27 protein-coding genes and 4 pseudogenes are annotated in these 21,166 nt (G+C 72.4%); 14 read left to right on the top strand and 17 right to left on the bottom strand.

Annotated elements, in window-relative coordinates:
* The 3 genes and pseudogenes from ACLIYP_RS00005 to ACLIYP_RS00015 all read left to right on the top strand — a co-directional run.
* Positions 1-127 (top strand): annotated as a pseudogene (locus ACLIYP_RS00005) (fasciclin domain-containing protein); the annotation flags it as partial.
* A gap of 149 nt (positions 128-276) precedes the next feature.
* Positions 277-711: pseudogene (locus ACLIYP_RS00010) on the top strand (GNAT family N-acetyltransferase); the annotation flags it as partial.
* Positions 712-1,031: 320 nt separating this feature from the next.
* Complete coding sequence (locus ACLIYP_RS00015) at positions 1,032-1,307, top strand: TIGR02391 family protein (protein ID WP_412711066.1); 276 nt, start codon at positions 1,032-1,034, stop codon at positions 1,305-1,307.
* On the opposite strand, the gene ACLIYP_RS00020 is transcribed toward ACLIYP_RS00015, so the two are convergent.
* Complete coding sequence (locus ACLIYP_RS00020; RefSeq protein ID WP_412711067.1) at positions 1,261-1,752, bottom strand: DUF3703 domain-containing protein; 492 nt, start codon at positions 1,750-1,752, stop codon at positions 1,261-1,263. The genes ACLIYP_RS00015 and ACLIYP_RS00020 overlap by 47 nt on opposite strands.
* Before the next feature lie 62 nt (positions 1,753-1,814).
* On the opposite strand from ACLIYP_RS00020, the gene ACLIYP_RS00025 reads away from it, so the two are divergent.
* Positions 1,815-2,150 (top strand): ArsR/SmtB family transcription factor, encoded by a 336-nt coding sequence (locus tag ACLIYP_RS00025; protein ID WP_412711068.1) that lies wholly within the window; start codon positions 1,815-1,817, stop codon positions 2,148-2,150.
* A complete protein-coding gene (locus ACLIYP_RS00030; RefSeq protein ID WP_412711069.1) occupies positions 2,150-2,869 on the top strand; it encodes a cation transporter in 720 nt (239 codons plus the stop codon). The genes ACLIYP_RS00025 and ACLIYP_RS00030 overlap by 1 nt, the downstream gene beginning before the upstream one ends.
* 128 nt (positions 2,870-2,997) lie before the next feature.
* On the opposite strand, the gene ACLIYP_RS00035 is transcribed toward ACLIYP_RS00030, so the two are convergent.
* The 9 genes and pseudogenes from ACLIYP_RS00035 to ACLIYP_RS31005 all read right to left on the bottom strand — a co-directional run bounded on the left by ACLIYP_RS00035 (position 2,998) and on the right by ACLIYP_RS31005 (position 8,862).
* Positions 2,998-3,435, bottom strand: a complete 438-nt coding sequence (locus tag ACLIYP_RS00035; protein ID WP_412711070.1) for a class F sortase — start codon at positions 3,433-3,435, stop codon at positions 2,998-3,000.
* Positions 3,436-3,611: 176 nt separating this feature from the next.
* Positions 3,612-4,289: a DUF305 domain-containing protein gene (locus tag ACLIYP_RS00040; protein ID WP_412711071.1), complete on the bottom strand. Its 678-nt coding sequence runs from the start codon at positions 4,287-4,289 to the stop codon at positions 3,612-3,614.
* A gap of 291 nt (positions 4,290-4,580) precedes the next feature.
* Positions 4,581-5,015 (bottom strand): annotated as a pseudogene (locus ACLIYP_RS00045) (DUF4396 domain-containing protein); the annotation flags it as partial.
* 289 nt (positions 5,016-5,304) lie between these two features.
* Positions 5,305-6,189 carry a F510_1955 family glycosylhydrolase gene (locus ACLIYP_RS00050; RefSeq protein ID WP_412711072.1) on the bottom strand — a complete coding sequence of 295 codons (885 nt, stop codon included), beginning with the start codon at positions 6,187-6,189 and terminating at the stop codon, positions 5,305-5,307.
* A 99-nt stretch (positions 6,190-6,288) separates the two neighbouring features.
* Positions 6,289-6,915, bottom strand: coding sequence for a DUF305 domain-containing protein (locus tag ACLIYP_RS00055; protein ID WP_412711073.1), 627 nt, complete (start codon positions 6,913-6,915; stop codon positions 6,289-6,291).
* A gap of 128 nt (positions 6,916-7,043) precedes the next feature.
* Positions 7,044-7,445, bottom strand: a complete 402-nt coding sequence (locus tag ACLIYP_RS00060) for a DUF6153 family protein (RefSeq protein ID WP_412711074.1) — start codon at positions 7,443-7,445, stop codon at positions 7,044-7,046.
* Between the two features lie 497 nt (positions 7,446-7,942).
* A complete protein-coding gene (locus tag ACLIYP_RS00065; RefSeq protein ID WP_412711075.1) occupies positions 7,943-8,317 on the bottom strand; it encodes a cation transporter in 375 nt (124 codons plus the stop codon).
* 67 nt (positions 8,318-8,384) lie between these two features.
* Complete coding sequence (locus ACLIYP_RS00070; RefSeq protein WP_412711076.1) at positions 8,385-8,522, bottom strand: hypothetical protein; 138 nt, start codon at positions 8,520-8,522, stop codon at positions 8,385-8,387.
* A 127-nt stretch (positions 8,523-8,649) separates the two neighbouring features.
* Entirely contained in the window at positions 8,650-8,862 is a 213-nt protein-coding gene (locus ACLIYP_RS31005) for an ArsR/SmtB family transcription factor (RefSeq protein ID WP_459076334.1), read from the bottom strand.
* 207 nt (positions 8,863-9,069) lie between these two features.
* Here ACLIYP_RS31005 and ACLIYP_RS00080 point away from each other — a divergent pair, with 207 nt between their 5' ends.
* From ACLIYP_RS00080 to ACLIYP_RS00100, 5 genes are all read left to right on the top strand, one after another.
* Positions 9,070-9,696: a class I SAM-dependent methyltransferase gene (locus ACLIYP_RS00080; RefSeq protein ID WP_412711077.1), complete on the top strand. Its 627-nt coding sequence runs from the start codon at positions 9,070-9,072 to the stop codon at positions 9,694-9,696.
* 117 nt (positions 9,697-9,813) lie between these two features.
* Complete coding sequence (locus ACLIYP_RS00085) at positions 9,814-9,996, top strand: hypothetical protein (RefSeq protein WP_412711078.1); 183 nt, start codon at positions 9,814-9,816, stop codon at positions 9,994-9,996.
* 45 nt (positions 9,997-10,041) lie between these two features.
* Positions 10,042-10,476 carry a hypothetical protein gene (locus ACLIYP_RS00090; RefSeq protein WP_412711079.1) on the top strand — a complete coding sequence of 145 codons (435 nt, stop codon included), beginning with the start codon at positions 10,042-10,044 and terminating at the stop codon, positions 10,474-10,476.
* A gap of 153 nt (positions 10,477-10,629) precedes the next feature.
* Positions 10,630-11,277, top strand: coding sequence for a DUF3105 domain-containing protein (locus tag ACLIYP_RS00095; protein WP_412711080.1), 648 nt, complete (start codon positions 10,630-10,632; stop codon positions 11,275-11,277).
* The gene (locus ACLIYP_RS00100; RefSeq protein WP_412711081.1) at positions 11,274-11,927 is read left to right on the top strand and encodes a DUF305 domain-containing protein; all 654 of its coding nucleotides are present in this window, start codon (positions 11,274-11,276) and stop codon (positions 11,925-11,927) included. Before ACLIYP_RS00095 ends, ACLIYP_RS00100 begins: the two co-directional genes overlap by 4 nt.
* 147 nt (positions 11,928-12,074) lie before the next feature.
* On the opposite strand, the gene ACLIYP_RS00105 is transcribed toward ACLIYP_RS00100, so the two are convergent.
* On the bottom strand, positions 12,075-12,653 hold the full coding sequence (locus ACLIYP_RS00105) for a TetR/AcrR family transcriptional regulator (RefSeq protein ID WP_412711082.1): 579 nt from the start codon (positions 12,651-12,653) through the stop codon (positions 12,075-12,077).
* A 106-nt stretch (positions 12,654-12,759) separates the two neighbouring features.
* Between ACLIYP_RS00105 and ACLIYP_RS00110 the strand changes: the two genes are divergently transcribed.
* The 3 genes from ACLIYP_RS00110 (at position 12,760) to ACLIYP_RS00120 (ending at position 14,277) form a co-directional block, all read left to right on the top strand.
* Positions 12,760-13,017: a hypothetical protein gene (locus ACLIYP_RS00110; protein ID WP_412711083.1), complete on the top strand. Its 258-nt coding sequence runs from the start codon at positions 12,760-12,762 to the stop codon at positions 13,015-13,017.
* Positions 13,017-13,532: a hypothetical protein gene (locus tag ACLIYP_RS00115; protein ID WP_412711084.1), complete on the top strand. Its 516-nt coding sequence runs from the start codon at positions 13,017-13,019 to the stop codon at positions 13,530-13,532. The genes ACLIYP_RS00110 and ACLIYP_RS00115 overlap by 1 nt, the downstream gene beginning before the upstream one ends.
* Positions 13,533-13,866: 334 nt before the next feature.
* Positions 13,867-14,277, top strand: a complete 411-nt coding sequence (locus ACLIYP_RS00120) for a four-helix bundle copper-binding protein (RefSeq protein WP_412711085.1) — start codon at positions 13,867-13,869, stop codon at positions 14,275-14,277.
* A 115-nt stretch (positions 14,278-14,392) separates the two neighbouring features.
* On the opposite strand, the gene ACLIYP_RS00125 is transcribed toward ACLIYP_RS00120, so the two are convergent.
* From ACLIYP_RS00125 to ACLIYP_RS00140, 4 genes and pseudogenes are all read right to left on the bottom strand, one after another.
* A complete protein-coding gene (locus ACLIYP_RS00125) occupies positions 14,393-14,542 on the bottom strand; it encodes a hypothetical protein (protein WP_412711086.1) in 150 nt (49 codons plus the stop codon).
* Entirely contained in the window at positions 14,539-14,811 is a 273-nt protein-coding gene (locus ACLIYP_RS00130) for a glutaredoxin family protein (RefSeq protein WP_412711087.1), read from the bottom strand. Before ACLIYP_RS00130 ends, ACLIYP_RS00125 begins: the two co-directional genes overlap by 4 nt.
* Positions 14,812-14,991: 180 nt before the next feature.
* A pseudogene (locus tag ACLIYP_RS00135) lies at positions 14,992-15,192 on the bottom strand (MFS transporter); the annotation flags it as partial.
* 495 nt (positions 15,193-15,687) lie between these two features.
* Positions 15,688-16,164, bottom strand: coding sequence for a DUF2752 domain-containing protein (locus tag ACLIYP_RS00140; protein WP_412711088.1), 477 nt, complete (start codon positions 16,162-16,164; stop codon positions 15,688-15,690).
* 524 nt (positions 16,165-16,688) lie between these two features.
* On the opposite strand from ACLIYP_RS00140, the gene ACLIYP_RS00145 reads away from it, so the two are divergent.
* Positions 16,689-17,570 (top strand): F510_1955 family glycosylhydrolase, encoded by an 882-nt coding sequence (locus ACLIYP_RS00145; protein ID WP_412711089.1) that lies wholly within the window; start codon positions 16,689-16,691, stop codon positions 17,568-17,570.
* 121 nt (positions 17,571-17,691) lie between these two features.
* On the opposite strand, the gene ACLIYP_RS00150 is transcribed toward ACLIYP_RS00145, so the two are convergent.
* Both ACLIYP_RS00150 and ACLIYP_RS00155 read right to left on the bottom strand, forming a co-directional pair.
* Positions 17,692-18,372: a DUF305 domain-containing protein gene (locus tag ACLIYP_RS00150; protein ID WP_412711090.1), complete on the bottom strand. Its 681-nt coding sequence runs from the start codon at positions 18,370-18,372 to the stop codon at positions 17,692-17,694.
* Between the two features lie 168 nt (positions 18,373-18,540).
* The gene (locus ACLIYP_RS00155; RefSeq protein ID WP_412711091.1) at positions 18,541-21,129 is read right to left on the bottom strand and encodes a heavy metal translocating P-type ATPase; all 2,589 of its coding nucleotides are present in this window, start codon (positions 21,127-21,129) and stop codon (positions 18,541-18,543) included.
* Positions 21,130-21,166 lie beyond the last annotated feature (37 nt).

Consider the following 21,166-nt stretch of genomic DNA (forward strand, 5'->3'; position numbering starts at 1 on the left):
CGACATGGCCGCGGTCGACACCTCCAAGCCGTTCGGCCCCGGCTGCCAGGCCGTCCCCGAGGACGGCGAGGGCAGTTTCGACGGCATGGCCGACGACCCGGTCGCCACCGCCGCCTCCAACAACCCCTGACCCGTCCTGGCCCGCCTGGCCGCACCCGACCTGGCCAGACCCCGGGTGCGCGGGCCGCACCGGCGGGCGGGCAGGATCCGCCCTGCCCCACTGGCCGGTTCGGTCCGCGGGAGAGCCCGTTGCCCACCTCGTTCACCCTGGCCCCGATGCTCGCCCACCACGCCGAGCAGGTCCTGGCGATCCACCGGGCCGGGATCGAGGAGGGCAACGCCACCTTCGAGACCGCCGCCCCCTCCTGGGAGGCGTTCGACGCCGCGAAGCTGCCCGACCACCGCCTGGTCGCCCTCGGCGCCGACGGCACGGTGACCGGCTGGGTGGCCGTCTCCCCGGCCGCGGCCCGGGCCGCGTACGCCGGAGTGGTCGAACACTCCGTCTACGTCCACCCCGCCCACCGCGGCCGGGGTATCGCCCGTACCCTGCTGGACGCGCTGATCACCTCCACCGAGCAGGCCGGAATCTGGACGATCCAGGCCGGTGTCTTCCCTGAGAACACCGCCAGTCTCGCCCTCCACGCCAAGGTCGGCTTCCGCACCATCGGCACCCGCGAGAAGGCCAACCGGGGGAAGCAGGAGGACATCATCGCCAGCACCCATGTCGTGGAGCAGATCCTCGACCGGGTCCTGCCGCGGTGGCGCACCGAGATTCCGCAGGACAAGAACAAGACCGTCAACCGCTGGTGCCAGCACCGCGAGGCGGTCCAGCACGCGGACGCCGCCCTGCAGCGGGACGCGGAGGTGCGTCGGCGGCTCGGCGACGACGCACCCCGGCTCAGCGCGGCGACGATGCATCCCTGTGTGTGAGACGGTGCCCGGGCGCTGTGGCCCAGCGGCCACTTCCGCGAGCGGTCACCGCCGCCCCGAAAGTCAACGCCGAGACGCAGAACAAGGTCGGGCATCGCGACGTGAGCGAGACCAGGCTGTTCCAGCAGGTCTTCTCGGTGGATGCGCCCAGGGCGGGCCAGCCCCGTCTGCGGCTCATGGCCGATGACGGCAGCGACACCTTCCGCAGCGTCCACTGCGGTGCCATGGCCTTCGCCGAAGGCTGCTACGCGGGCATCCGCAACCCCAACAGCCACGAGGACGGACCGCCCGAACTGCCCGAGCACCAGGCGCTGGAACAGCTGGCGGCCTTCAGCGTGCCGGCCCGCTGGGTGGACACCGCTGCCCTGGTCTCCTGACGGGCGGCAGCCAGACCGACGGCAGCCGGGGCCGTCCGCCCTGGTCGGTGGCGCCGGAGTCCGGGCGCGGGTCGCTGGGCCGCAGGGCGATCCCGGCTTCGCTCAGCAGGGCGGCGAGATCCTCGGGGATGGGCATGGGAGTGGTGAGACCGACCCGGGTGCGGCCGGTGTTCCCGGTCGGATATCTCCCGGCCGCCGAGCCGGGCGCGGCCACCACCAGGCGCACGAGTTGACCGAGGACTTCGCGCAGGTCACGGTCGCGCACCGCAAGGCGGAGCATCACCGCGTGGGTACGGGTATGGGCGCCCGGCCAGGGCTGGGACAGGATGTGGGCGCGTTCCACCGCACGCCACCGGTCGGCCATCGGACCTGTGGAGCGAGCCGTGGCCAGCTCGGCGGCGTAGGCGGCGCGCAGGGCTGCGGGCATGGGAGTGCGGCGGAGCACGGTGGAGAACCTCCAACAGTTCAAGATTTCCTGAATTCAAGCATCCGTGTATCGTCTTGTCCATGTTGAGCCTCGCCACCGACCTCGACGCCCTGACCCGGTTCGGCCGGGCGCTGGCCGACCCGATCCGCTGCCGCATCCTGCTCGCCCTGCGCCAGGCCCCGGCCCACCCCTCCGATCTGGCCGACGCCCTGGAGATCTCCCGCACCCGGCTGTCGAACCACCTGGCGTGCCTGCGCGACTGCGGCCTGGTCGTCGCCGTGCCCGAGGGGCGCCGCACCCGCTACGCACTGGCCGACCCCCGTCTCGGGCACGCCCTGGACGACCTGCGCACCGCCGTGGTGGCCGTGGAGACCGACCGCACCTGCCCGGACGCCGAGACCAAGGGGTGCTGCTGATGACCGCGATATCCCTCGGCCCGTCCCCGGCCCGCCGCGACGTCCTCGCCCGCCGGATACGGCTGCTGGTGGCCGCGACGATCACCTACAACGTCATCGAGGCGATCGTCGCCCTCACCGCCGGGACGGCGGCCTCCTCCACCGCGCTGATCGGCTTCGGCCTGGACTCGATCATCGAGGTCTCCTCCGCCGCGGCGGTCGCCTGGCAGTTCTCCGCGGCCGACCACGCCGTCCGCGAGGCGCGGGAGAAGAGAACCCTGCGGATCATCGCGGTCTCCTTCTTCGCGCTCGCCGCCTACGTCGCCGTCGATGCGGTCCGGGCGCTGACCGGCACCGGTGAGGCCGAGCCCTCCCTTCCCGGGATCGTGCTGGCCGCCTTGTCGCTGGCGGTCATGCCGTTCCTGTCCCTCGCCCAGCGCAGGGCCGGGCGTGAACTCGGCTCCGCCTCCGCGGTCGCCGACTCCAAGCAAACCCTGTTGTGCACCTATCTTTCCGCCGTGCTGCTGGCCGGCCTGGTCCTCAACGCCGGCCTTGGCTGGTCCTGGGCCGACCCGATCGCCGCGCTACTCATCGCCGCCATCGCCGTGAGGGAAGGCCGCGAAGCCTGGCAGGGCAAGGGCTGCTGCGCACCCTCCATCCCGACCGCGGCAGGCACCGACCCGACCGTGGCCGATGCGGACGCGTGCGGCCGCCGCTCGGGCTGCGACTGCTGCGGCTGATCTCCGCAGATGGCTGAGGGCCCCTGGAATTCACCCAACGACGGGGCCCTCTGCTGATCAAGACCAACCTGCCGACAACCACTGTTCCCCGAGGTGAAAGAGTGCCGGTCGGCCGCAGGCTGCCGGGGTCACCGACTTGGGCCTGGTGCGGGGGCGGCGTCGATGTAGAGGCGGTCGCGGTAGCCGCTGCCTTCCCGGTAGGGCCCGATGCAGGTGACTAGTACCAGGCGGGGCGGGCCGGTCGTGGTGGTGAACTCGATGGGCAGAGCGGAGCCGCGGCGTACGGTGACCGCCCGCACCCGGTAGTCGACCGTGCCCGAGACCGTGGCGACCGTGACCACGTCGCCGGGCTTGGCCCGGACCAGGGGTGCGAAGACTGCGGCGCCGCGGCGGGTGTCCAGGTGCCCGGCGATGACAACGCTGCCTCGGCGGCTGCCCGGCATCGCGGTGTCCTTCCACCAGCCGGCCGCGTTTCCGTCACCGGGCACGGCCAGACTCCCGTCGGTCCCCACCTCGACGGGCACCACCGCCGCGTCGAGGCCCACCGCGGCCAGGGTCAGGCGCACCGGCGCCTCACCGTCTACCGGCGGCGTGTGCGCGGCAGCCGACCGGGGCGGCACCGGGACCGGTGCCGCCCCGGCTGTGGAGACGTGGCGGGCCGGGCCGCTGGCGGTGGCAAGGGGGACCACCCATAGCAAGAGCGTGACCAGCGCCCAGAGAGTGTGCCCGGCGTGCCGGTGGGTCACTGGCGGCGCATGCGCCGGCCCAAGACGGCGGTGCCCAGCGCCGCGGCCACGCCGCCGGCGGCGAGCCATCCGGCCGTGCCGGCGCTGTCGTCCTTCGCGCTTGCTGCCGCCAGGCCGCCCTGGCCGGTGTTCACCGTGATCGGCTTTCCGGCGATGACTGCCTCGAACTTGCCGATCTCCTCGGCCTGGGTCTCATACATCCTGTCGCACAGGGCGCGCAGCTCGGCGTGTTTCGCGTGCTTGCGGCACTTGTCGGCGTCGGGCAGGAACTCACGATGGTGCTGGGCGAAGTGGCGGGAGAGCGCCACATCGAACGTGCGGCCCGACAGGCCGGAGAGTTCCTCCAGCATCGGCCGGGTCTCCGGCGGTACGCTCGGGGTCTCGTCCGTGCCGTACCAGGTTCTCAGCCACGAGCGCATCGTGCCGACCTGTTCGGACTGCTCCCGCTCGATCTTCCCGCACAGGCCCTTCAGGTCTGCCCGGGTCGCCTTGTCCACGCACAGCTCCGCCACGCGGACCCCACCGAAGTGGTGGTCGACGGTCATGGTCAGGAACTCTTTTTCGTCGAACTCGCCGCTGCCGTCCGCGACGGCGGCAGGTGCTCCTGCAAGGGCCAGGCCGGCGACCATCAGCGTGGCCGCGCAGGCACGGCCCACGGGTATCCGACGGTTCATGGACGCTCCGATCTCTCGGCTTGGTGGCACAGCGCCGAAGAGACGTTTTCCTCACAACCAACCGGTAACCACAGCGGATTCGCGTGGTTCGCCTGAATGCCCGACGTGTCCCACTCGCCTAGCCGCATCCAAAGACTGCCGGTGGGCAGCCGCAGCGTGGCGCTCGCTCCACAACCGCCGCCGCGCAGAATAAGGGCGTGGTGGTCGCTTCCCTCCTTTGTGTTCCTTGATGCTGCTGCACGCGGCGACTGCACCCCATCCGCAGCTTCCGCGGGGCGCACAGGTTGGTCGGTGGTAGGCGTGGACGACGGCGTGGCCCTTGCCGCGGCCGATCATCCACTTGTTCACGGGCGTGGTGACCAGGAAGGCGACGGCGAATCCGCCGAGCAGCGCCGACCAGAACAGCGCGTCCGTCAGGTGCGCGTCCATCGCGCCGGGGGTGAGGGCGATGATGCCGTTGTCGACCAGCTCCATGATCGCGATGGAGACCGTGTCGGCGGCCAGCGCCACCTTGATGGCGGCCTTGAGGTCCACCCCGGCCCTCAGGACGGCGACGAGGGTGAAGGAGTAGCCGAAGAGGAACGCCAGCGTGATCGCCAGGGCCATGGTGGGCACGTTGCCCCACAGCAGAGCGGTGCCGATCGCCATGCCGAGGATCTCGCCGATGGCGCAGCCGGTCAGGCAGTGCAGCGTCGCCTTCGCCGCGGTGCTCCACGGCGCGCCCACGTGTCCGGCGTGGGGTGCGGCGTACTCGCCGCCGTGGGCGGCCCTGTGGTGACCGCGAGCTGCCGTGTGGTCGCCATGGGCGGCCCCGTGGTCGCCGTGGGCCCCGCGTGGTGGTCGTGGATGTGGTGGTCCCGGTGTTCCGTGTGGTCGGGTTTGGTGTGATCGTGAGCTGCGTGGTTGTGGCCGATGTGGTCCATGACGCGTCGTCCCCCTTCCCGTCCGGTGAGGGCCCGTTCCCGGACCCGCACTCACCAACTTATACCCCCGGCGGGTATTCCCTAGGGTGTTCCTACCCGGCAGGCGGACGGTGCAGCACCGTCCAGGTGCGGCCCGCATCGGTGGACTGGTAGACGGTGTCGGTGTCGTCGGCGGCCAGCAGACGCTCGGTGCTGACGGCCGTCAGGACGGTGGCCTGCCCGCCGGCGGGCAGGCGCCCGGCCTCCGTCCACGCCCGGCCGTCGCGGCTGCTCAGCACACGCCCGTCGGTCGCCAGGGCGACCAGTCGGCCGGCTTCGGGGGCGTCGACCGCGGCCAGGGCGGGGACGCCGGTGACGGGGCGGAAGGTGGCTGCCCCGTCGGTGCTGCGGACCAGGCCCTCACCGGTGGCCGCCCATACCTCCCGGGGCCGCGAGGGGTGGGCGGCCAGGTCCAGCAGCGGCAGCTCGGCGCGCTGGTTCCAGGTGCGGCCGTCGTCGTTGCTGGCCCACACTCGCCCGCTCTGGCTGTCGTAGCCGTAGAGGATGGGGCCGGCCTGCTGCAGGGCGTGGAAGTCGGCTTCGCCTTCGGCGGAGATGGTCTGCCAGGTGCGGCCGGCGTCGGTGCTGCGGATCAGGCCCAGGTGGGGTGAGCGGGCGTCGGGGTCGGTGGGGGCGGGGTGGCCGCTGGCCAGGAAGGTGGACGGGCCGGTCACGGCGAAGCCCATGGTGTCCTGGTAGCGGTCGGCGACTCGGACCGCTTTCCCGCCGGTCAGGCGGAAGACGCCGTGGTGGCCGGCGGCGTAGACGGTGTTGTCGGCCGGGTCGACGCCCAGGCCGTGCAGATGTCCGGTTCCGGGATCGGGCGCCGCCGGGTTCCGACCGGTGTCGGGGGTGGAGCAGGCGGCCGGCAGCAGGCCGATGGCTGCCAGGAGGCAGGCGGCGAGGCGGCGTCGCGGTATGGAGGTAGGCGTGTTCACGTGGGGTTCCAGGCTGTCGGAAGAAGAGCGGTAGGGCACAGGGGGCCGGCAGGGGTGGGCGCCCGGTGGGGCGCCCACCCCTGCGTCGGGCCGGCCCGGTCAGTTCTTGCCGAGCAGCTTGTTCATCTGGGCGATTTCGGCGCTCTGGGAGGTGATGATGTCCTCGGCCATGTCCTTGGCGGGCGGGTAGGCGCCGTCGGCCTGCTCGGTCTTGGCCATCGCCACCGCGCCCTCGTGGTGCTCGATCATCATCTCCAGGAACGCGGTGTCGAACGCCTTCCCCGAGGCCTTCTCCAGTTCCTCCATCTGCTCGGGGGTCATCATCCCGTCCATGCCGTGCGCGGAGTGGTCCATGGCGCCCTCGGCGGGCACCTCCTCGCCCCAGGACTCCAGCCAGGAGGTCAGCGTCTTGATCTCCGGGTCCTGTGCCTTCTTGATCTCCTCGGCGAGCTTCTTCACCTCCGCGGACTGGGCCCGGGAGGGCGCCAGGTCGGCCATCTCGATGGCCTGGCGGTGGTGGGGGATCATCCCCTGGGCGAAGGCGACGTCGGCGGCGTTGTGCTCCCCCTGGGAGGCGGACGCCGAGGCGGCCGGGGACTGCGAGGCGCCGCCGTCGCTCCCGGCCGAGCCGTTGTCGCTTGCGCCGCAGGCGGCCAGCACCAGCGCGGCGGCCGCGGCGGCCGCGGCGGCGGCGGTACGGCGCAGGGTGGAACGGTGTGCGGTCATGGTGGTGCAACTCCTTGGTACGCACGCCTGCGGGGCGTGCGGGGATTACGGATGTGAGGGGGTGCGGGAGCGCGGCACCGCGTCACCGGCCGGGCCGGGACCGAAGAGGGGTGCCGTGCGAGGGCGTCCTAGATCCGCAGGAGTTGCAGTTCGGCCAGGTCGGGCGGGGCGCGGTCGCTTACGGCCGACCGCACCGCGCTGCCGGACGGTGCCGCGGCGGCGGGCGCATCCACCACGGCGGCGCTCAGGCTCGGTGGGGCGTAGGCGGTGCCGATCCCGGCCGCCGCGCAGGTCTCGTCCGCGTGCTCAAGGTGGCCCGATCCGCCGTCGGTGGGTGAGCAGTCCCCGCTCGCCTGGTGCGCATCGGCCGGCTGGGCCGCCACCAGGGCGTGCCGGGCATCGGGGAGCGTGGAAAGCGTCCCGCCCGGGGCCAGGGCGTGCATGCCCAGCACGCCGGCCAGCACCGCCATCACCAGCAGCACCAGGCCGCGCCCGGCGGGGCGGCTCGATGCGCGGGTGCTGCTGGTCATGCGCCCATCGTAGGGCCTGCCGCGGTCGGCCAAGGCCCCTCCCCCAGCCTCGCCCTCCGATACCCCCCGGAGGTGTGGTCCGGACACGGGCAGCGCTCCCGCAAGGCACGGGAGGCGGCTGGATAAGCGTGGAGGGGGTTCGTCGCGGACGGGGACGAGCAGGTAGTCGGTGACGACTCCGTCGGCGGCCCGGTCGGTGACGTTGGCGGCCGCGCCGCCGAGGATCGCCGCGAGCGCGGTGCCCCACGGGGGCGGGCTGTCGCAGCGGTACGCCACAGCGCGACCGTGATCGCGGCGGTGATCAGACCGGTGACGGCGAACACGGTCCAGACGGGGGCGTCGGCGGCGAAGGAGAACGCCACCCCGAGGTTGAAGGCCGGACGCAGGTCCAGCGGGCCGCCCTCACGGGGCGCTCCGGGCAGCGCGCGCTCGGCCCAGGCCTTGGCCACGAGGTCGAGGCCGGCTGGGAGAGCGGCCAGGCTGTGGTGGTGAGGCGGTCACTTGCGGCCGTCCGAGTACGACGACGTACCGGCCTCGGCGGCGGGCTTGTCGTCGCCTTCGCAGCCGTCGTCGCAGACGAGTTCGCCTTCCCAGGCTTCCCTGCCCTCCATGACGGCGAAGACCGCGATGACGAATCCGGCGACCGGGTCCAGCCAGGTCCAGCCGAACGCGGCGAACGCGAGCAGGCCGGCGAAGGCGGACACCGACAGCCAGGCACACAGCTTGGTCTCGGCGGCGGCGGCGACCACCAGGCGGGAGTTCATCTCCAATCCGGCCTTGCGCTTGGCCCGCGCCGGCCACGGCATGATCACGATGGAGACGCCGGTCGGGACGATACCGACGAGCAAGGTGTCGGGCTTCTCCCCGGCCACCAGGTCGCGGACGCCCTCGACGGCGACATAGGCGGCGAGCGCGCGAAGAACGTGAGGGCGATGAACTTCAGCGCCTTCCGCTCCTCGCCTCGTCCGGCTCGCCGCCCTTGATCTCCGCCAGCAGCCGCACCAGCACCACCACGGCGGCGGCGACCTCGATGGAGGAGTCGATGCCGAAGCCGACCAGGGGGACCGCCCCGGCCACGACGCCGGCCGAGACGGCGATGATGCCCTCGACGACGTTGTAGCCGATGGTGAACTTCGCGTATCCGACCGCGCGGTGCGCGGCCGGGCCGTCACACCCGGCGTGGTGGCAGCAGTCGGCGTGGTGCTCATCGGGCGGGCTCCTCGGGGGCGGCCGGGGCGGGGTGGGTGCCGTAGGTGGGGCACAGGTCGACGGCCTCGCCGGTGGCGGCGAGCAGGTCCAGCAACTCGGGGCGGGCCGGCGAGTACAGCGAGGCCCGCCCCTGGGGGCGGGAGGTGATCAGGCCGCAGTCGCGCAGGCAGGCCAGGTGCGCCGAGACCGTGGACTGCGCCAGCCCCACACAGGTGACCAGATCCGTCCCCCGCCCTCGCCCTCGGCCAGGCGGCGCAGAATCGCCAGCCGGGCCGGGACGCCCAGCGAGCGGAACAGGGCCACGCCGCCGACGGCGCCCCGCCTGCGGTGGTGGCCGCCGGTGCGGTCTCCGCGCTATTCATCGTCATGGGGCGATGTCAGCTGTCATCACCGATGTCGTCTATGGGGTCGTGCCATGCTGATGAACCGGATCGAGAAGGCGGCGGTCAACAGCCCCGTCCGCCGGGCGCTGCAGCGCCTCTATGAGGTCCCGGCCCTGCTGCGGCTGGCCGGCGGCCCGCTGCCGCCCGACTCGGCGGCGGTGGAGATCGGCTGCGGGTCCGGCTACGGCACCAGGTTGATCCTCGACCGCTTCGGCGCGGCCCGGGTCGACGCGCTCGACCTCGACCCCGGCATGGTGGCCAGGGCCCGGCGCCGCCTGGTGCACCGGCCGGGCCGGGTCCGCCTGGAGGTGGGGGACGCCACCGATCTGAAGGCGGCGTTCGGCGCCGGGGACGGCACCTACGACGCGGCGTTCGACTTCGCGGTCATTCACCACGTCCCCGACTGGCGCGCGGCCGTCGCCGAGACCGCCCGGGTGCTGAGGCCCGGCGGGGTGTTCGTCTTCGACGAGGTCACCGCGCACGCCCTGGCCCGCCCCTCCTACCGGCTGCTGTCCGACCACCCGGAACACGACCGCTTCACCGCCGGCGACTTCCTCACCGAGCTCCCGCGCCACGGCCTGAAGGTGACGGGCGCGTTCACCCGGATCCGCGGCGACTACCTGCTCGGCGTCGCCGTCAAGCAGCCGGCGGCGGGGTAAGAGCGGTGGCCTGGGCGACGCCGGCGCCGTTCGCGGTGTTCCTGCTGCTCGACGGCGTGGTGCGCATCGGTGTGCAGCGGCGCCGCACCGGGGACGGCGGGATCCGTCTCCCCGTCGGTGCGCTGCACTGGTGCGCGCGGCCAGGACGACGCCAGCGTCGTCCTGGCCGGTGCGGCGGCCCCGACCGCCGACCCGCTGGGCCTGCCCCTGCCCGGCGCGGACCGGCCCGCCTGGCGGGCGGCCGGTCTGGCCCTGGCCGTGGTCGGCCTGGCCGCCATGCTGACCGGGGTCGAGTTCTAAAGGGGGCTCTGTGGGCTGACGCCTCGGACGCTACCATCTGCGACGATGAACACCGGGCGAAACAGTCGGGCCGGCACGCGGCACACCGTGCGCCCCGCCGCGCTCGGCTACGCCCTGGTGACGCTGCTGGCGGCCCTGTTCATGTGTCTCGGCACGGTGGCTCACCACGACGGCGGTCTCCCCCTGACCATCGGGACGTCCGACCAGAGCACCACGGTAACGACCGGCCACGGCACCGACCCCACGGCGGGGCAGAGCCCGACGACCCTGAGCCGGGAGGACTGCCCGAGCGGCACCACCTGCTGCGGGCCCGCCGCCCACCGTTCCGCCGCCGTCCTCTCCGTACCCGCCCCTTCCGGCCCGACCATCGCGCCCTGCCTGCCGCAGACCGCGGCTGTAACCGGCTCGAGTCCCCCCTTCTCCCGCCCGGCGGGCTACCACGCTCCTGACCTGCACGTCCTTCAGGTGCAGAGGATCTAGGCCGGATGCCCTGCGGGAGTGCGCGCTCCCGCGCCGGCCCACCACGGCACCGCGGCATCCCGATACCCGGGCACCGGTGCACCGTGCGACATCCGCCCTTCCTCCTCACACCACCGCCGCCGCATCCGAGCGCGGCGGGGACAAGGACATGCCATGGGATCGAAAGCCAAGTCAGCGGCACGCCGCGCCCGCATAGAAGAGATGCGCCGCGCCGAACGGGCCCGCGAACGCCGCAACCGCATTCTGACGATCACCGCCAGCGTGGTCGTGGTCGTCTCGCTGGTGGCATTCGCCACTTACCTGATCAACAGCGCGGCCGACGAGAAGTCGACCGTGTCGTCCGCCTCGGCCGGGCCCGTCAGGGGCGAGAAAACCTGGGACCCGGACGAGCTGAGCCGCAACCATGTGACCGAGGCCGTCGACTACCCGATGACCCCGCCCGCCGGAGGCGACCACGCCCAGGCCTGGATGAACTGCCAGGGCGACGTGTACGACAAGCCGATCGGCAACGAGAACGCGGTCCACTCGCTCGAGCACGGCGCGGTCTGGGTGACCTACAACGACAAGGCCGCCGAGGCGGAGGTGAAGAAGCTCAGCGAGAAGGTCGGCAAGACCCCCTACACCCTGATGAGCCCCCTGCCCGACCAGCCCGGGGCGATCACCCTCACCGCGTGGGGCCACCAGCTCACCGTGGAGAAGGCCTCGGACCCGCGGGTGGAGGAGTTCCTCGGCAAGTACGTCCAAGGCGAGCAGACGCCCGAGCCCGGCGCGGCCTGCACCGGCGGGATAGGTTCGGCGTGACCGACAGCACCATCAGCCCCCGGCGCCGCGGCAGGCACTGGACGGTCGTGGCCGTCGGAGCCCTCGCCGTGGTGCTGGCGGCGCCGGCCCTGATCGTCACGACCGGAGGAGGCGGACAAGACAGCACTCCTGCCGACGACTCCGCCGACGCCGGGTTCGCCCGCGACATGGCCGTCCACCACCAGCAGGCCGTGGAGATGTCCTTCATCGTCCGTGACCGCACCGACGACGAAGACGTCCGCCTCCTCGCGTACGACATCGCCAACACGCAGGCCAACCAGCGCGGCATGCTCCTCGGGTGGCTCGACCTGTGGAACCTCAGCAAGATCTCCGGCAACGCCTCCATGGCGTGGATGGAGTCGGACCACTCCGCGCACGAAGCTCGCGACGGAGCCTTCATGCCCGGAACGGCCACCGAGGCCCAACTCGACGAGCTCCGTGAGGCCGGCGGCAAAGAAGCCGAGGTCCTCTACCTCCAGCTCATGACCGAGCACCACCAGGGCGGGGTGCGGATGGCCCACGGCTGCGTCCAACAGTGCGAGGTGCCGAAGGCACAAAAACTCGCTCAGGGGATGGTCGACGCACAGGAGTCGGAGATGAACCTGATGGCCGACATGCTCGCCGAGCGCGGGGCCGCTCCGAAGAGGTGACGCCGGGGCTTGGCCGTCGGTCACTCGTCGGCCGGGCCCGGCGGTCTGACCGTCGCTGGCGCTCTGTACCACCATCGGCCGCAGCCCCCTCGACGAAGGCCAACGGAAAAGCCCCGGGGCTGGGTCTCGCCTCGGTGATGGAACTGGTCAGCGCGGGGGCCGCAGACCGGCCAGGGTGACCGTGACCAGGCGGTGGACCGCCGCCTTGGACGGCAGGCCGCCGGCCGCGGTGAGGGCGTGGAGGCAGTAGCCCGCGAGTTCGCCGGGGGCGATGTCGCCGCGGATGGCGCCCGTTTCCGCGCCCTCGGCCAGCAGGTCCCGCACGAAGTCCCTCAGGTGCTGCTGCGCCCGCAGGGCGTGCTCGCCGTGGTGCAGGAGTGCCGCGATCTCGGTGCGGTGGTGTTCGCGGTGCTCGTAGGAGAGGAGCGCGTAGGCCGTCAGGACCGCTTCGAGCCCCTCTTCAGGGCTGCCGGCCCGGTCGCGGACCGCGGCGAGGTGATCCAGGTGGCGGGCGATCTGGCGTTCGTGCCAGGCGGTCAGGATCGCTCCGACGTCCGGGAAGTACTTGTACAGCGTCGCGCGTCCGATGCCGGTCCGCTCGGCGATCCGGGACATGGTCACCGACGCCGGTCCGTGCTCGGCCACCAGGGCCGCGGCGGTGTCCAGGGTCGCGTCGCGCACCGCCGCGCGGTGCGCCTCGATCGTCTCGTCCCACAGCTTCGGCACCACCCCAGTATGTGTGACGACGGGGTCTGTACAGTGTGGATCGAGAGCGACAGAGTGTCTTGAAAAAGATCGATCTCCCGACGAGCCCAGCAGAGGATGACGACCCATGACCGACCCGTCCCCCCGCCCCGACGCCGACAACGCTCCCGGAACGGGAGCCGCCGACGCACCCGGCCCCGGCATACCGCGCTGGGTGAAGGTCTCCGGAATCGTCGCGGCCGTCCTGGTCGCGCTGGTCGTCCTGGTGATGCTCCTCAGCGGAGGCGAGCACGGTCCCGGCCGCCATCTGCCCTCCGGGGCCACGCAGAGCCACGCGGCGCCCTCTGTCCTCGACGGCCGGGCGCTGCCCGCGGGCGGCCGGTGATGGCTCTGGCTCCGCGCGGCCGCAGGTTCGCGCTCACCGCGCACATCGTCTCCTCGGTGGGCTGGCTCGGAGCGGTCGTCGTCTACCTGGTGCTCGCCCTCACCGCCTTGGCCGGACACGACGCCCAGACGGTCCGCGCCGTGTATCCGGCGATGGAGTTGACGGTCGATTTCGTCATCGTCCCGGCGAGCCTGGCCGCGCTGCTGACCGGGGTGGTCTGCTCGCTGGGCACCGCGTGGGGTCTGCTGCGGCACTACTGGGTGCTGGCGAAACTCCTGCTGACCGTCCTGGCGACCCTGGTCCTGCTGATGTACGCGCGGTCGATCGGCCACTTCGCGGACGTGGCCGCGCGGACGGGTCCCGCCGATGCCGTGCCCGGCGAGTTGCGGGATCCGACCCACGCGCTCCACTCCGGCGGCGGTCTGCTGGTGCTGCTCGCGGCCACGGTCCTGGCGGTGTACAAGCCACGGGGCACGACCGGGTACGGGCTGCGCGTACGGTCGCACGCACCGTAGAGCCGCCCTGCCCCTCCCATCTCTCGAAACGGCGGAAGCGGAGACGGCCCGCGTGATCGCGGTGCGCACGCGGCTCGGTGTCCGGCCTCGCTGCGGGCGCGCTCCCATGGCGTCCCGCAGCGAGGGCGGCGGCGATGGTCGGCGAGGGCCGGAGCCGGTCTCGCCGATGTCGGTACCGGTGTGGGTCTTTCGCAGTGGCTCGGGGACGGTGTTCGTACCCGTCGCCGAGCGGGTCCGGCCACCGGTTTGAGATGTCCCTGTCGGGGTTACTCCTCCAAGGTCATGCCGCGGGCTCGGCCTGCGCCAGTAGTGGAGTATAGAGAGGGTGACGGTCATGACCACGATGGTCAGGGACATGCTGCGGACCTACCCGGCCGACCTGGGTGGGGTGAACCGCGAGGCCATGGAGCGCTGCATCGCCGAATGCTTCAACTGTGCTCAGGTATGTACCGCCTGCGCGGACGCCTGTCTGTCCGAGGACATGGTCGCCGAGCTGCGCAAGTGCATCCGCACCAACCTGGACTGCTCGGACATCTGCGAGGCCACCGGCAAGATCCTCTCCCGGCACACCGGCTACGACGCCAACATCACCCGCACCCAGCTCCAGGCCTGCGCCATGGTCTGCAAGTCCTGCGCGGAGGAGTGCGAGCGCCACGCCGACATGCACGAGCACTGCCGGATCTGCGCCGAGGCGTGCCGCCGCTGCGAGCAGGCCTGCAACGAACTCCTGGCCACCCTGGGCTGAAGCCTCGTCGATCCCCGGACGGGTCATGAAGGTGCCGTGTCCGGTGACGGATGGAGGGGCCGCCACGACGGCATCGTCGTGGCGGCCCCTCCATCCGTCACCGGCCTGGGAACCGTCAGGACGAGCAGGTGTTCTTCCGAACGGGAGGGTGAGGTTGTTCCTGTGCCCGGCGGGCCATGGCGGTGAGCAGGCAGGCCAGCAGGCAGCGGGTGGCCGGATGGTTCGCCACACGGCGCAGGTCGGCGGCCGTCGGGATGGCCTTCACGTCGTCTCCTCCTTCTGCTCTGTACCGGCTGCGGTGGCCAGACGGTCGCGGAGGTGGTCGTCGGTGGGCTCGACGAGGACGGTGCCGTCGGCCAGGACGAGGGTGGGAACGCGACGGGTGCCGCGTTGCAGGCGGTACACCGTCTTCGCGGCCTTCTTGTCGGCGTCGATGTCGTGGTAGCGGTAGGCGATGCCGGCATGGTCGAGTCGGGCCAGGACCTCTTTCACCTGCGGGCACCAGGCGGTGCCGTAGGCCTCGATCTCCTGCACGGAGGACTCCCGAAGGTACGGGTGCCGCCGGGCACGGACCGCGGTCCGTGTTCGGCGGCATCGGTGGACGGATCGGACACGGGCGGGGCGTCAGTGGACTTCGGCCGTCCGGGACGGCCCCTGCCCGGCCTCGGGCTCCGCGGTCGCTGCGGCGGGCGCGGGGCGCAGGGTGAGCCAGGCGATCAGGGCTCCGACGAGGGCGATGACGGAGGCGTTGAACACCCACGACAGGTTCTTCTGGGAGAACCCGAGGTCGACCTGCGTCCGGGGCAGCGCCACACCGATGACCGAGGTGTCCATGATCACCATGAACTGGGCCAGGGCGATCACCCAGAGCGCCTTCCAGCGCCGCGGATTCGGTGGGGACGAGGTAGACGACATCATGCACTCCGGTACCGGAGGGGGGTATGCCTCGAGTATCGGATAGGTACCCCCTGCAGGTATTGGTTGGCCAGTTCGATCGCACGAAAAACTCCGCGCCGGGGGTGGGAACGGACGAGGAGGCGCGTCCGGACCGCTTCCGGCCCCGCTCCGCACCACCGGCCGGGCTGTGAGTGCCCTCATCCGGCCGGGTGGCAGCGCCGAGCCGTCAGAGCGGCTCTTTCGCATGCGTGCCGGAGGTGACCGGCGGAGCTGTCCCCTGTCACCACCGCGGCGGAACACCGCACCGCCGTCGAGCATCTGGGACGGTCGCCCTCATCGCCCGGTGCGAGAGGCCGAACGAGGAGAACCGTCTCGTGCGTCGACCAGGTGCGAACCCACGTGGCACACGGTCACCGGGCGTGCCGTCGGCTCGATACGGGCTCCGGGCGACACGGTGACCACCATGTTCGGCATGGGCGGCGGGCCGTGACACCCGTGCTCGCACGCCCGTCGTCAGGACGGATCGGCTCGCCGCCGTGAGCGCAACCGCACGGCCAGGACGATCACGATCAGCGGCGCGGCAGCCGCGTACAGAAGCAGCCCGGTCGGCATTCCGCTCTCCGGACCGGTGCGCAGCAGGTCGGCGTGTGCCTGCTGGTTGACCGTCAGAGCCGTCAGGGGCAGCAGCGCTAGGAGGAGAGCGGCCCGACGGTGGGTCACCCGCAGGTTCAGCCATCGGCCGCTCACCCGGCCGACGGTTTCACGCACCAGCGCGAGAACGGCTCCCGGGACGAGCACGAGACTGAGCGGGTTGTAGCGCCACGCCTCATCCAGTCGTCCCAACAGCATCGCGTGCACGCCACGGGTCCCGCCGCACAGCGGTCCCATCACCCCCAGGTAGTGCCACGGCCCGTGCAGATCCACCGGAGGCAGTCCGACGACGGCCAGCACCGCGCCCGCGGTGATCCCGGCGGCCACCAGGGGGCCCATCCACCGATGGCGGTCCCGGTCCTCCCAGACCGGACAGCACGGCGGCCACTGTCGTCCGCGTCCACTCGTCACACGTTCTCCAGGGGTACCGGTCGCCGGCTCCGCACCCATCCCGGCACGGCCTGTCCGGAACCATTGTCGGCACCGGCTGGTTTCGCTCACCCATCGGGGTGCTCCCGCGGCGCGGGGGCGGGACCGAGACGGCCCGCCCCGCCCTTGGGATCACGTCCTTGGAGGAGGCCGCGGTTCGGGGTGATCGGCGCGCTGTCCGCCTCCGGGCCCCATGCCGTGCGGCGACGGCGGTGTCGATTCCGCCGCTCCGCACCGCCCTGCGGTGCGGCCTCGGTGGGCACAAGGCCGGGCGCAGACCTGCCGCTGGAGAACACCCTGCGGCACCCCCGCACCGCCTCGGACGACGAACGGCGTAGGTTGTGACCGGCCGCGAACACTCCGGCCCGGCCGTACCGGCGCGGCGTGCCGCCGCCGGCCGCACACCGCACGACGCCGACGCAAGGACCTTCCCGATGCCTCTTTGCTACCGTGCCACGGCCGCCGCGGCGGCCGCCCTGATGGTGGCCGTCCTGACCGGCTGCTCCGGTGACTCGAACGGCAACGAAGACTCTTCCGCCGGGCACTCCCCCGCGCCCGGCGCCGAGTTCGGCCACGTCCACGGGCTCGGCGTCAATCCCGGCGACGGCAGGCTCTACGTCGCCACCCACCACGGCGTCGTCGCCGTGGACGACGCCGGCTCCTTTGAGCGTGTGAGCGACGCCGCCGACTACATGGGCTTCACCATCACCGGGGCCGACACCTTCCTCGGCAGCGGCCACCCCGCCGAGGGCAGCGACGACCACGCCAACCGCGGGCTGATCAAGAGCACCGACGCCGGGAAGACCTGGCGGAGCCTCTCCCTCGCCGGCGAGGCCGACTTCCACGCCCTGGAGCACGCGCACGGCACCATCTACGGCTACGACAGCACAGGCGGACTGCTGCGCGTCAGCAAGGACGGCACGACCTGGAAGGACCGCGCCGAACTGGCAGCCCTGGACATCGCCGTCAGCCCCGAGGACCCCGACACCGTCCTGGCCACCACGGAGCACGGCGTCGCCCGCAGCACCGATGGCGGTAAGACCTTCACCGACGGAGCCGGTCGCGTCCTGGCGTACCTGTCCTGGGCCGAGCGGGGCAAGCTGTACGGGATCGACCTCGACGGCGTGCTGCACCGCAGCACCGACGGCGGCGAAAGCTGGGAGAAGGCCGGTACCGTGCCCGGCGGCCGGCCCCAGGCCCTGACAGCGGTCGACTCCGACCACATCCTGGCCGCCACCGCCGGCGGCGTCTACGAGTCCGAAGACGGCGGCAAGACCTTCACCCAGCGCCTGGCGATGCAGGGCGACGCCCACTGAACCGGGCCGGCACGCTCCAGACGACGGCCGGCCGCCCGGGGCGCCGACCATCAAGGAACGCCAGAGGCGGTCCGGCATCCTCCGACACCGGACCGCCTCTGCTCCGTCTCCGGCTCGCGCGTCACCCGTCCTGCTCGGACAGCCAGGTGCGGAAGTCCGCGATCTGCGCCTCCTGGGTGATGATGCCCGTGGTCGCCGCCACCTTCAGGTGGGCGTGGTCGGCCCGGGACTGCGGCTCGAGGAACTCGATGATCCCGGAGTTGTGGTGGGGAATGATCCGCCGCACGAACTCGATGTCGAACCGCTTACCTGCGGGGACCTCGCGCAGCTCGGCCATCGTGCGCCGCGACTCCTCCTCCATGGCCGCGATCTCCTTGCGCGCCTCCTCCGGGGCCTCCCGCAAGGCCTGCTCCGGGGTGAGGCCGTACCACTCCTGCAGCCAGCGGGTGAACTGCTCGATCTGGTGCCGCTGGTTGGCGATCATGTTCTCCGCGTGGGCGCGGATGCGCGGGTCGACGCCCCGTTCGAGTTCGAGCCGGGCCATCTCGACGGCATCGCGGTGATGGGGGATGATCGCCGCGAGGAAGGTGACCTCCAGCTCTCTCCCGCTCAGCTTGGCCAGGGTCTCGCCGAACTCGTACGCCACCGGGGACGTCGGCAGCGGCTGGAGGTGAGCGGCCTTGTTCTGCTCCGCGGCCGGGGTCTCGGCCGGAGCGCTCCAGGCGACAGTCGCGGGAGTGAGGGTGAAGGCCAGGGCCGCCAGGGCGGCCACGGCGCCCTGGCGGGCGATCGATGGCTTCATGAGCTTCCTTGTTTCGGGGTGGCGAGAGGGCAACACGGCCGGAGAGCAGCCGCGCGATCCCTTGTCACGATGGCTACGCCTGCAAACCCCTCCGGACCGCCCATCCGCCCGATCGGCCCTCATGACCCACCCGGTCGGCCGGGGCAGCGTGCCCAAGGCGGCCTGAGATCACCGGGCGCCGCGACCAGTGGTGCTCTTCGCCGCACCGCGGGCCGCCGGGACCTGCGATGGTTCGGCGGGCGAGGGTGCCGCTTCGGGTAGGCGGAGGCGTTTGAGAGCGAGGGCGTTGACGGCCACGATGACGCTGGAGCCGGACATCGACAGGGCGGCGATCTCGGGCCGCAGGACCAGGCCGAAGGCGGGTTCGAAGACGCCCGCGGCGATCGGCAGGGCGACGGCGTTGTAGCCGATGGCCCAGCCGAGGTTCTGCCGCATCTTGCGCAGCGTTCCGCGGCCGATGCGCAGCGCGGTGGGCACGTCCAGGGGGTCGGAGCGCACCAGGACCAGGTCGGCGGTCTCGATGGCGACATCGGTGCCGGCGCCGATGGCGATGCCCAGGTCGGCCCGGGCCAGGGCCGGGGCGTCGTTGACACCGTCGCCGACCATCGCCACCGTGCGTCCCTCCCGCTGGAGTTCGGCGATCCTGGCCGCCTTGTCGCCGGGCAGGACCTCGGCGATGACGGTGTCGATGCCCAGCCGGCCCGCGATGTGCTCGGCGGTGGCCCGGTTGTCGCCGGTGAGCATGACGGTCTCCACGCCCAGGGAGCGCAGTTCGGCCACCGCCTTCGCCGCGGTCTCGCGGGGCGCGTCGGCGAGACCGATCAGGCCCGCCGCCCGGCCGTCGACGGCGGCGATGACGACGGTACGGCCGCCGGCGGCCAACTCGTCCCGGCGCACGGCCAGCGGGCCGAGCTCGACGCCCTCCCGCTCCATCAGGCGGCGGTTGCCGACCGCGACCCGGTGCCCGTCGACGACCGCCGTCGCGCCGTGGCCGGGGACGTTCTCGAAGTGCCGGGCGCGTGCCGCCGCCACGCCGGCCGCCTGGGCACGCCGGACAACGGCTTCGGCCAGCGGGTGCTCGGACTCGTGCTCCACCGCCGCGACCAACCGCAGCAGTTCGTCCTCCTGCCGGCCCTCGCCGGTGACCACGTCGGTGACCTCCGGTTCGCCCCGGGTGAGGGTGCCGGTCTTGTCCATCACCACGGTCTGGACGCTCGCGGCGGTCTCCAAGGCGGCGGCGTTCTTGAACAGCACGCCCCGCTTGGCACCCAGGCCGGTGCCCACCATGATCGCGGTCGGGGTGGCCAGGCCCAGCGCGTCCGGGCAGGTGATCACCACCACGGTGATGGCGAACAGCATCGCGGTGCCGAAGGAGCGGTCGGCGACCAGCCACCACACCGCCAGCGTCGCCGCGCCGCCGACCAGGGCGACCAGGACCAGCCAGAACGCCGCCCGGTCGGCCAGCCGCTGGCCCGGTGCCTTGGAGTTCTGGGCCTGCTGGACGAGTTGGACGATCTGCGCCAGCGCGGTGTCGGAGCCCACCTTGGTGGCGCGGACCCGCAGCGTGCCGTGGGTGTTGATGGTCGCGCCCACCACCTCCGAGCCGGGGGCCTTGTGCACCGGCAGGCTCTCGCCGGTGACCATCGACTCGTCGACCTCGCTCTCGCCCTCCTCGACCACGCCGTCGACGGCGATCTTCGCGCCGGGGCGGACCAGCAGCAGGTCGCCGACGGCGATCTCGGCGGTGGGCACCTCCACCGGCTCCCCGCCGCGGACGACCAGCGCCTTGGGCGGGGCCAGGTCCAGCAGGGTGCGCACCGCGTCGTTGGCGCCGCCGCGGGCGCGCATCTCCGCCCAGTGGCCGAGCAGCACGAAGGTGGCCAGTACGGTGGCCGCCTCGTAGAAGACCTCTCCGCCCCCGGTGAGGGTGATGACCAGGGAGTACAGCCAGCCGGCGCCGATGGCGACCGCGACCAGCACCATCATGTCCAGGGTGCGGTTGCGCAGGGCCCGCACCGCGCCGTCGAAGAAGACCGTGCAGGAGTAGAGGATCACCGGCAGGCTCAGCAGCAGCGCCCACACGTCCTGCCGCAGACCGAAGGGCACCGGCACGTGCAGGCCGAACACGTCCTCGCCGATCGGCGACCAGACCACGATGGGGAGGGAGAAGACCAGCGCCACCAGGAAGCGGTTGCGCATGTCGGCCACCATCGCCGCCATCGACATTCCGCCGTGGCCGCCGTGGCCCATCACCTCGTGCGGCGAGAGCTCCCCCTCCGGCCCGATGCGGCCCTCGCGCTCCGCGTGCCGCTCATGCCGTGCGTGGTCGACGCGCTCGGGCGGTTCGGTCGTCCCGGCACCGTGCCCGGCGTGTTCCGCCGGCCCGGGCGCCACGGCCGTCCCCGTGCCACGGCCCCCGTGCCCGGCGTGCTCGTCGGCCGGGTCGGGCTCCTCCATCGGGTCGCAGACGTGGGCGGGCACGGACTGGCCCGCGCAGTGGTAGCCGCACTCGGTCACCCACCGGCGCAGCTCGGCCAGCGAGGTGCGCCGCGGGTCGAAGACCACCGTGGCCGACTGCGCGACCGGGTTGACCTCGACCTCCAGCACCCCCGGACGCCGTCCCAGCGCGGCGGCGACCGTGCTCTGCTGCGAGGCCCGCACCATGCCGCGCACGTCCAACACCGCCGTGCTGCGCTCCTTGTCCGCGGCGGCCGGACCGTGCCGGTGGTGACCGTGGAGATCCGCCGAGTGGGACACTGGCCGCGCCTCCTTGGCAAAACGACTTGTACCAGGC

Source organism: Streptomyces nanhaiensis (assembly GCF_046614825.1).
GTDB lineage: Bacteria > Actinomycetota > Actinomycetes > Streptomycetales > Streptomycetaceae > Streptomyces > Streptomyces radiopugnans.

Bases quoted from the DNA above. Each gene is read 5' to 3' on its own strand.
- ACLIYP_RS00110 (WP_412711083.1), top strand. From the start codon at position 12,760: ATGACCGACCCGTCCCCCCGCCCCGACGCCGACAACGCTCCCGGAACG.
- ACLIYP_RS00140 (WP_412711088.1), bottom strand. From the start codon at position 16,164: ATGGGCCCCCTGGTGGCCGCCGGGATCACCGCGGGCGCGGTGCTGGCC.
- ACLIYP_RS00060 (WP_412711074.1), bottom strand. From the start codon at position 7,445: ATGACCAGCAGCACCCGCGCATCGAGCCGCCCCGCCGGGCGCGGCCTG.
- ACLIYP_RS00040 (WP_412711071.1), bottom strand. From the start codon at position 4,289: ATGAACCGTCGGATACCCGTGGGCCGTGCCTGCGCGGCCACGCTGATG.
- ACLIYP_RS00120 (WP_412711085.1), top strand. From the start codon at position 13,867: ATGACCACGATGGTCAGGGACATGCTGCGGACCTACCCGGCCGACCTG.
- ACLIYP_RS00150 (WP_412711090.1), bottom strand. From the start codon at position 18,372: ATGAAGCCATCGATCGCCCGCCAGGGCGCCGTGGCCGCCCTGGCGGCC.
- ACLIYP_RS00090 (WP_412711079.1), top strand. From the start codon at position 10,042: ATGAACACCGGGCGAAACAGTCGGGCCGGCACGCGGCACACCGTGCGC.
- ACLIYP_RS00080 (WP_412711077.1), top strand. From the start codon at position 9,070: ATGCTGATGAACCGGATCGAGAAGGCGGCGGTCAACAGCCCCGTCCGC.
- ACLIYP_RS00055 (WP_412711073.1), bottom strand. From the start codon at position 6,915: ATGACCGCACACCGTTCCACCCTGCGCCGTACCGCCGCCGCCGCGGCC.
- ACLIYP_RS00095 (WP_412711080.1), top strand. From the start codon at position 10,630: ATGGGATCGAAAGCCAAGTCAGCGGCACGCCGCGCCCGCATAGAAGAG.
- ACLIYP_RS00115 (WP_412711084.1), top strand. From the start codon at position 13,017: ATGGCTCTGGCTCCGCGCGGCCGCAGGTTCGCGCTCACCGCGCACATC.
- ACLIYP_RS00025 (WP_412711068.1), top strand. From the start codon at position 1,815: ATGTTGAGCCTCGCCACCGACCTCGACGCCCTGACCCGGTTCGGCCGG.
- ACLIYP_RS00145 (WP_412711089.1), top strand. From the start codon at position 16,689: ATGCCTCTTTGCTACCGTGCCACGGCCGCCGCGGCGGCCGCCCTGATG.
- ACLIYP_RS00030 (WP_412711069.1), top strand. From the start codon at position 2,150: ATGACCGCGATATCCCTCGGCCCGTCCCCGGCCCGCCGCGACGTCCTC.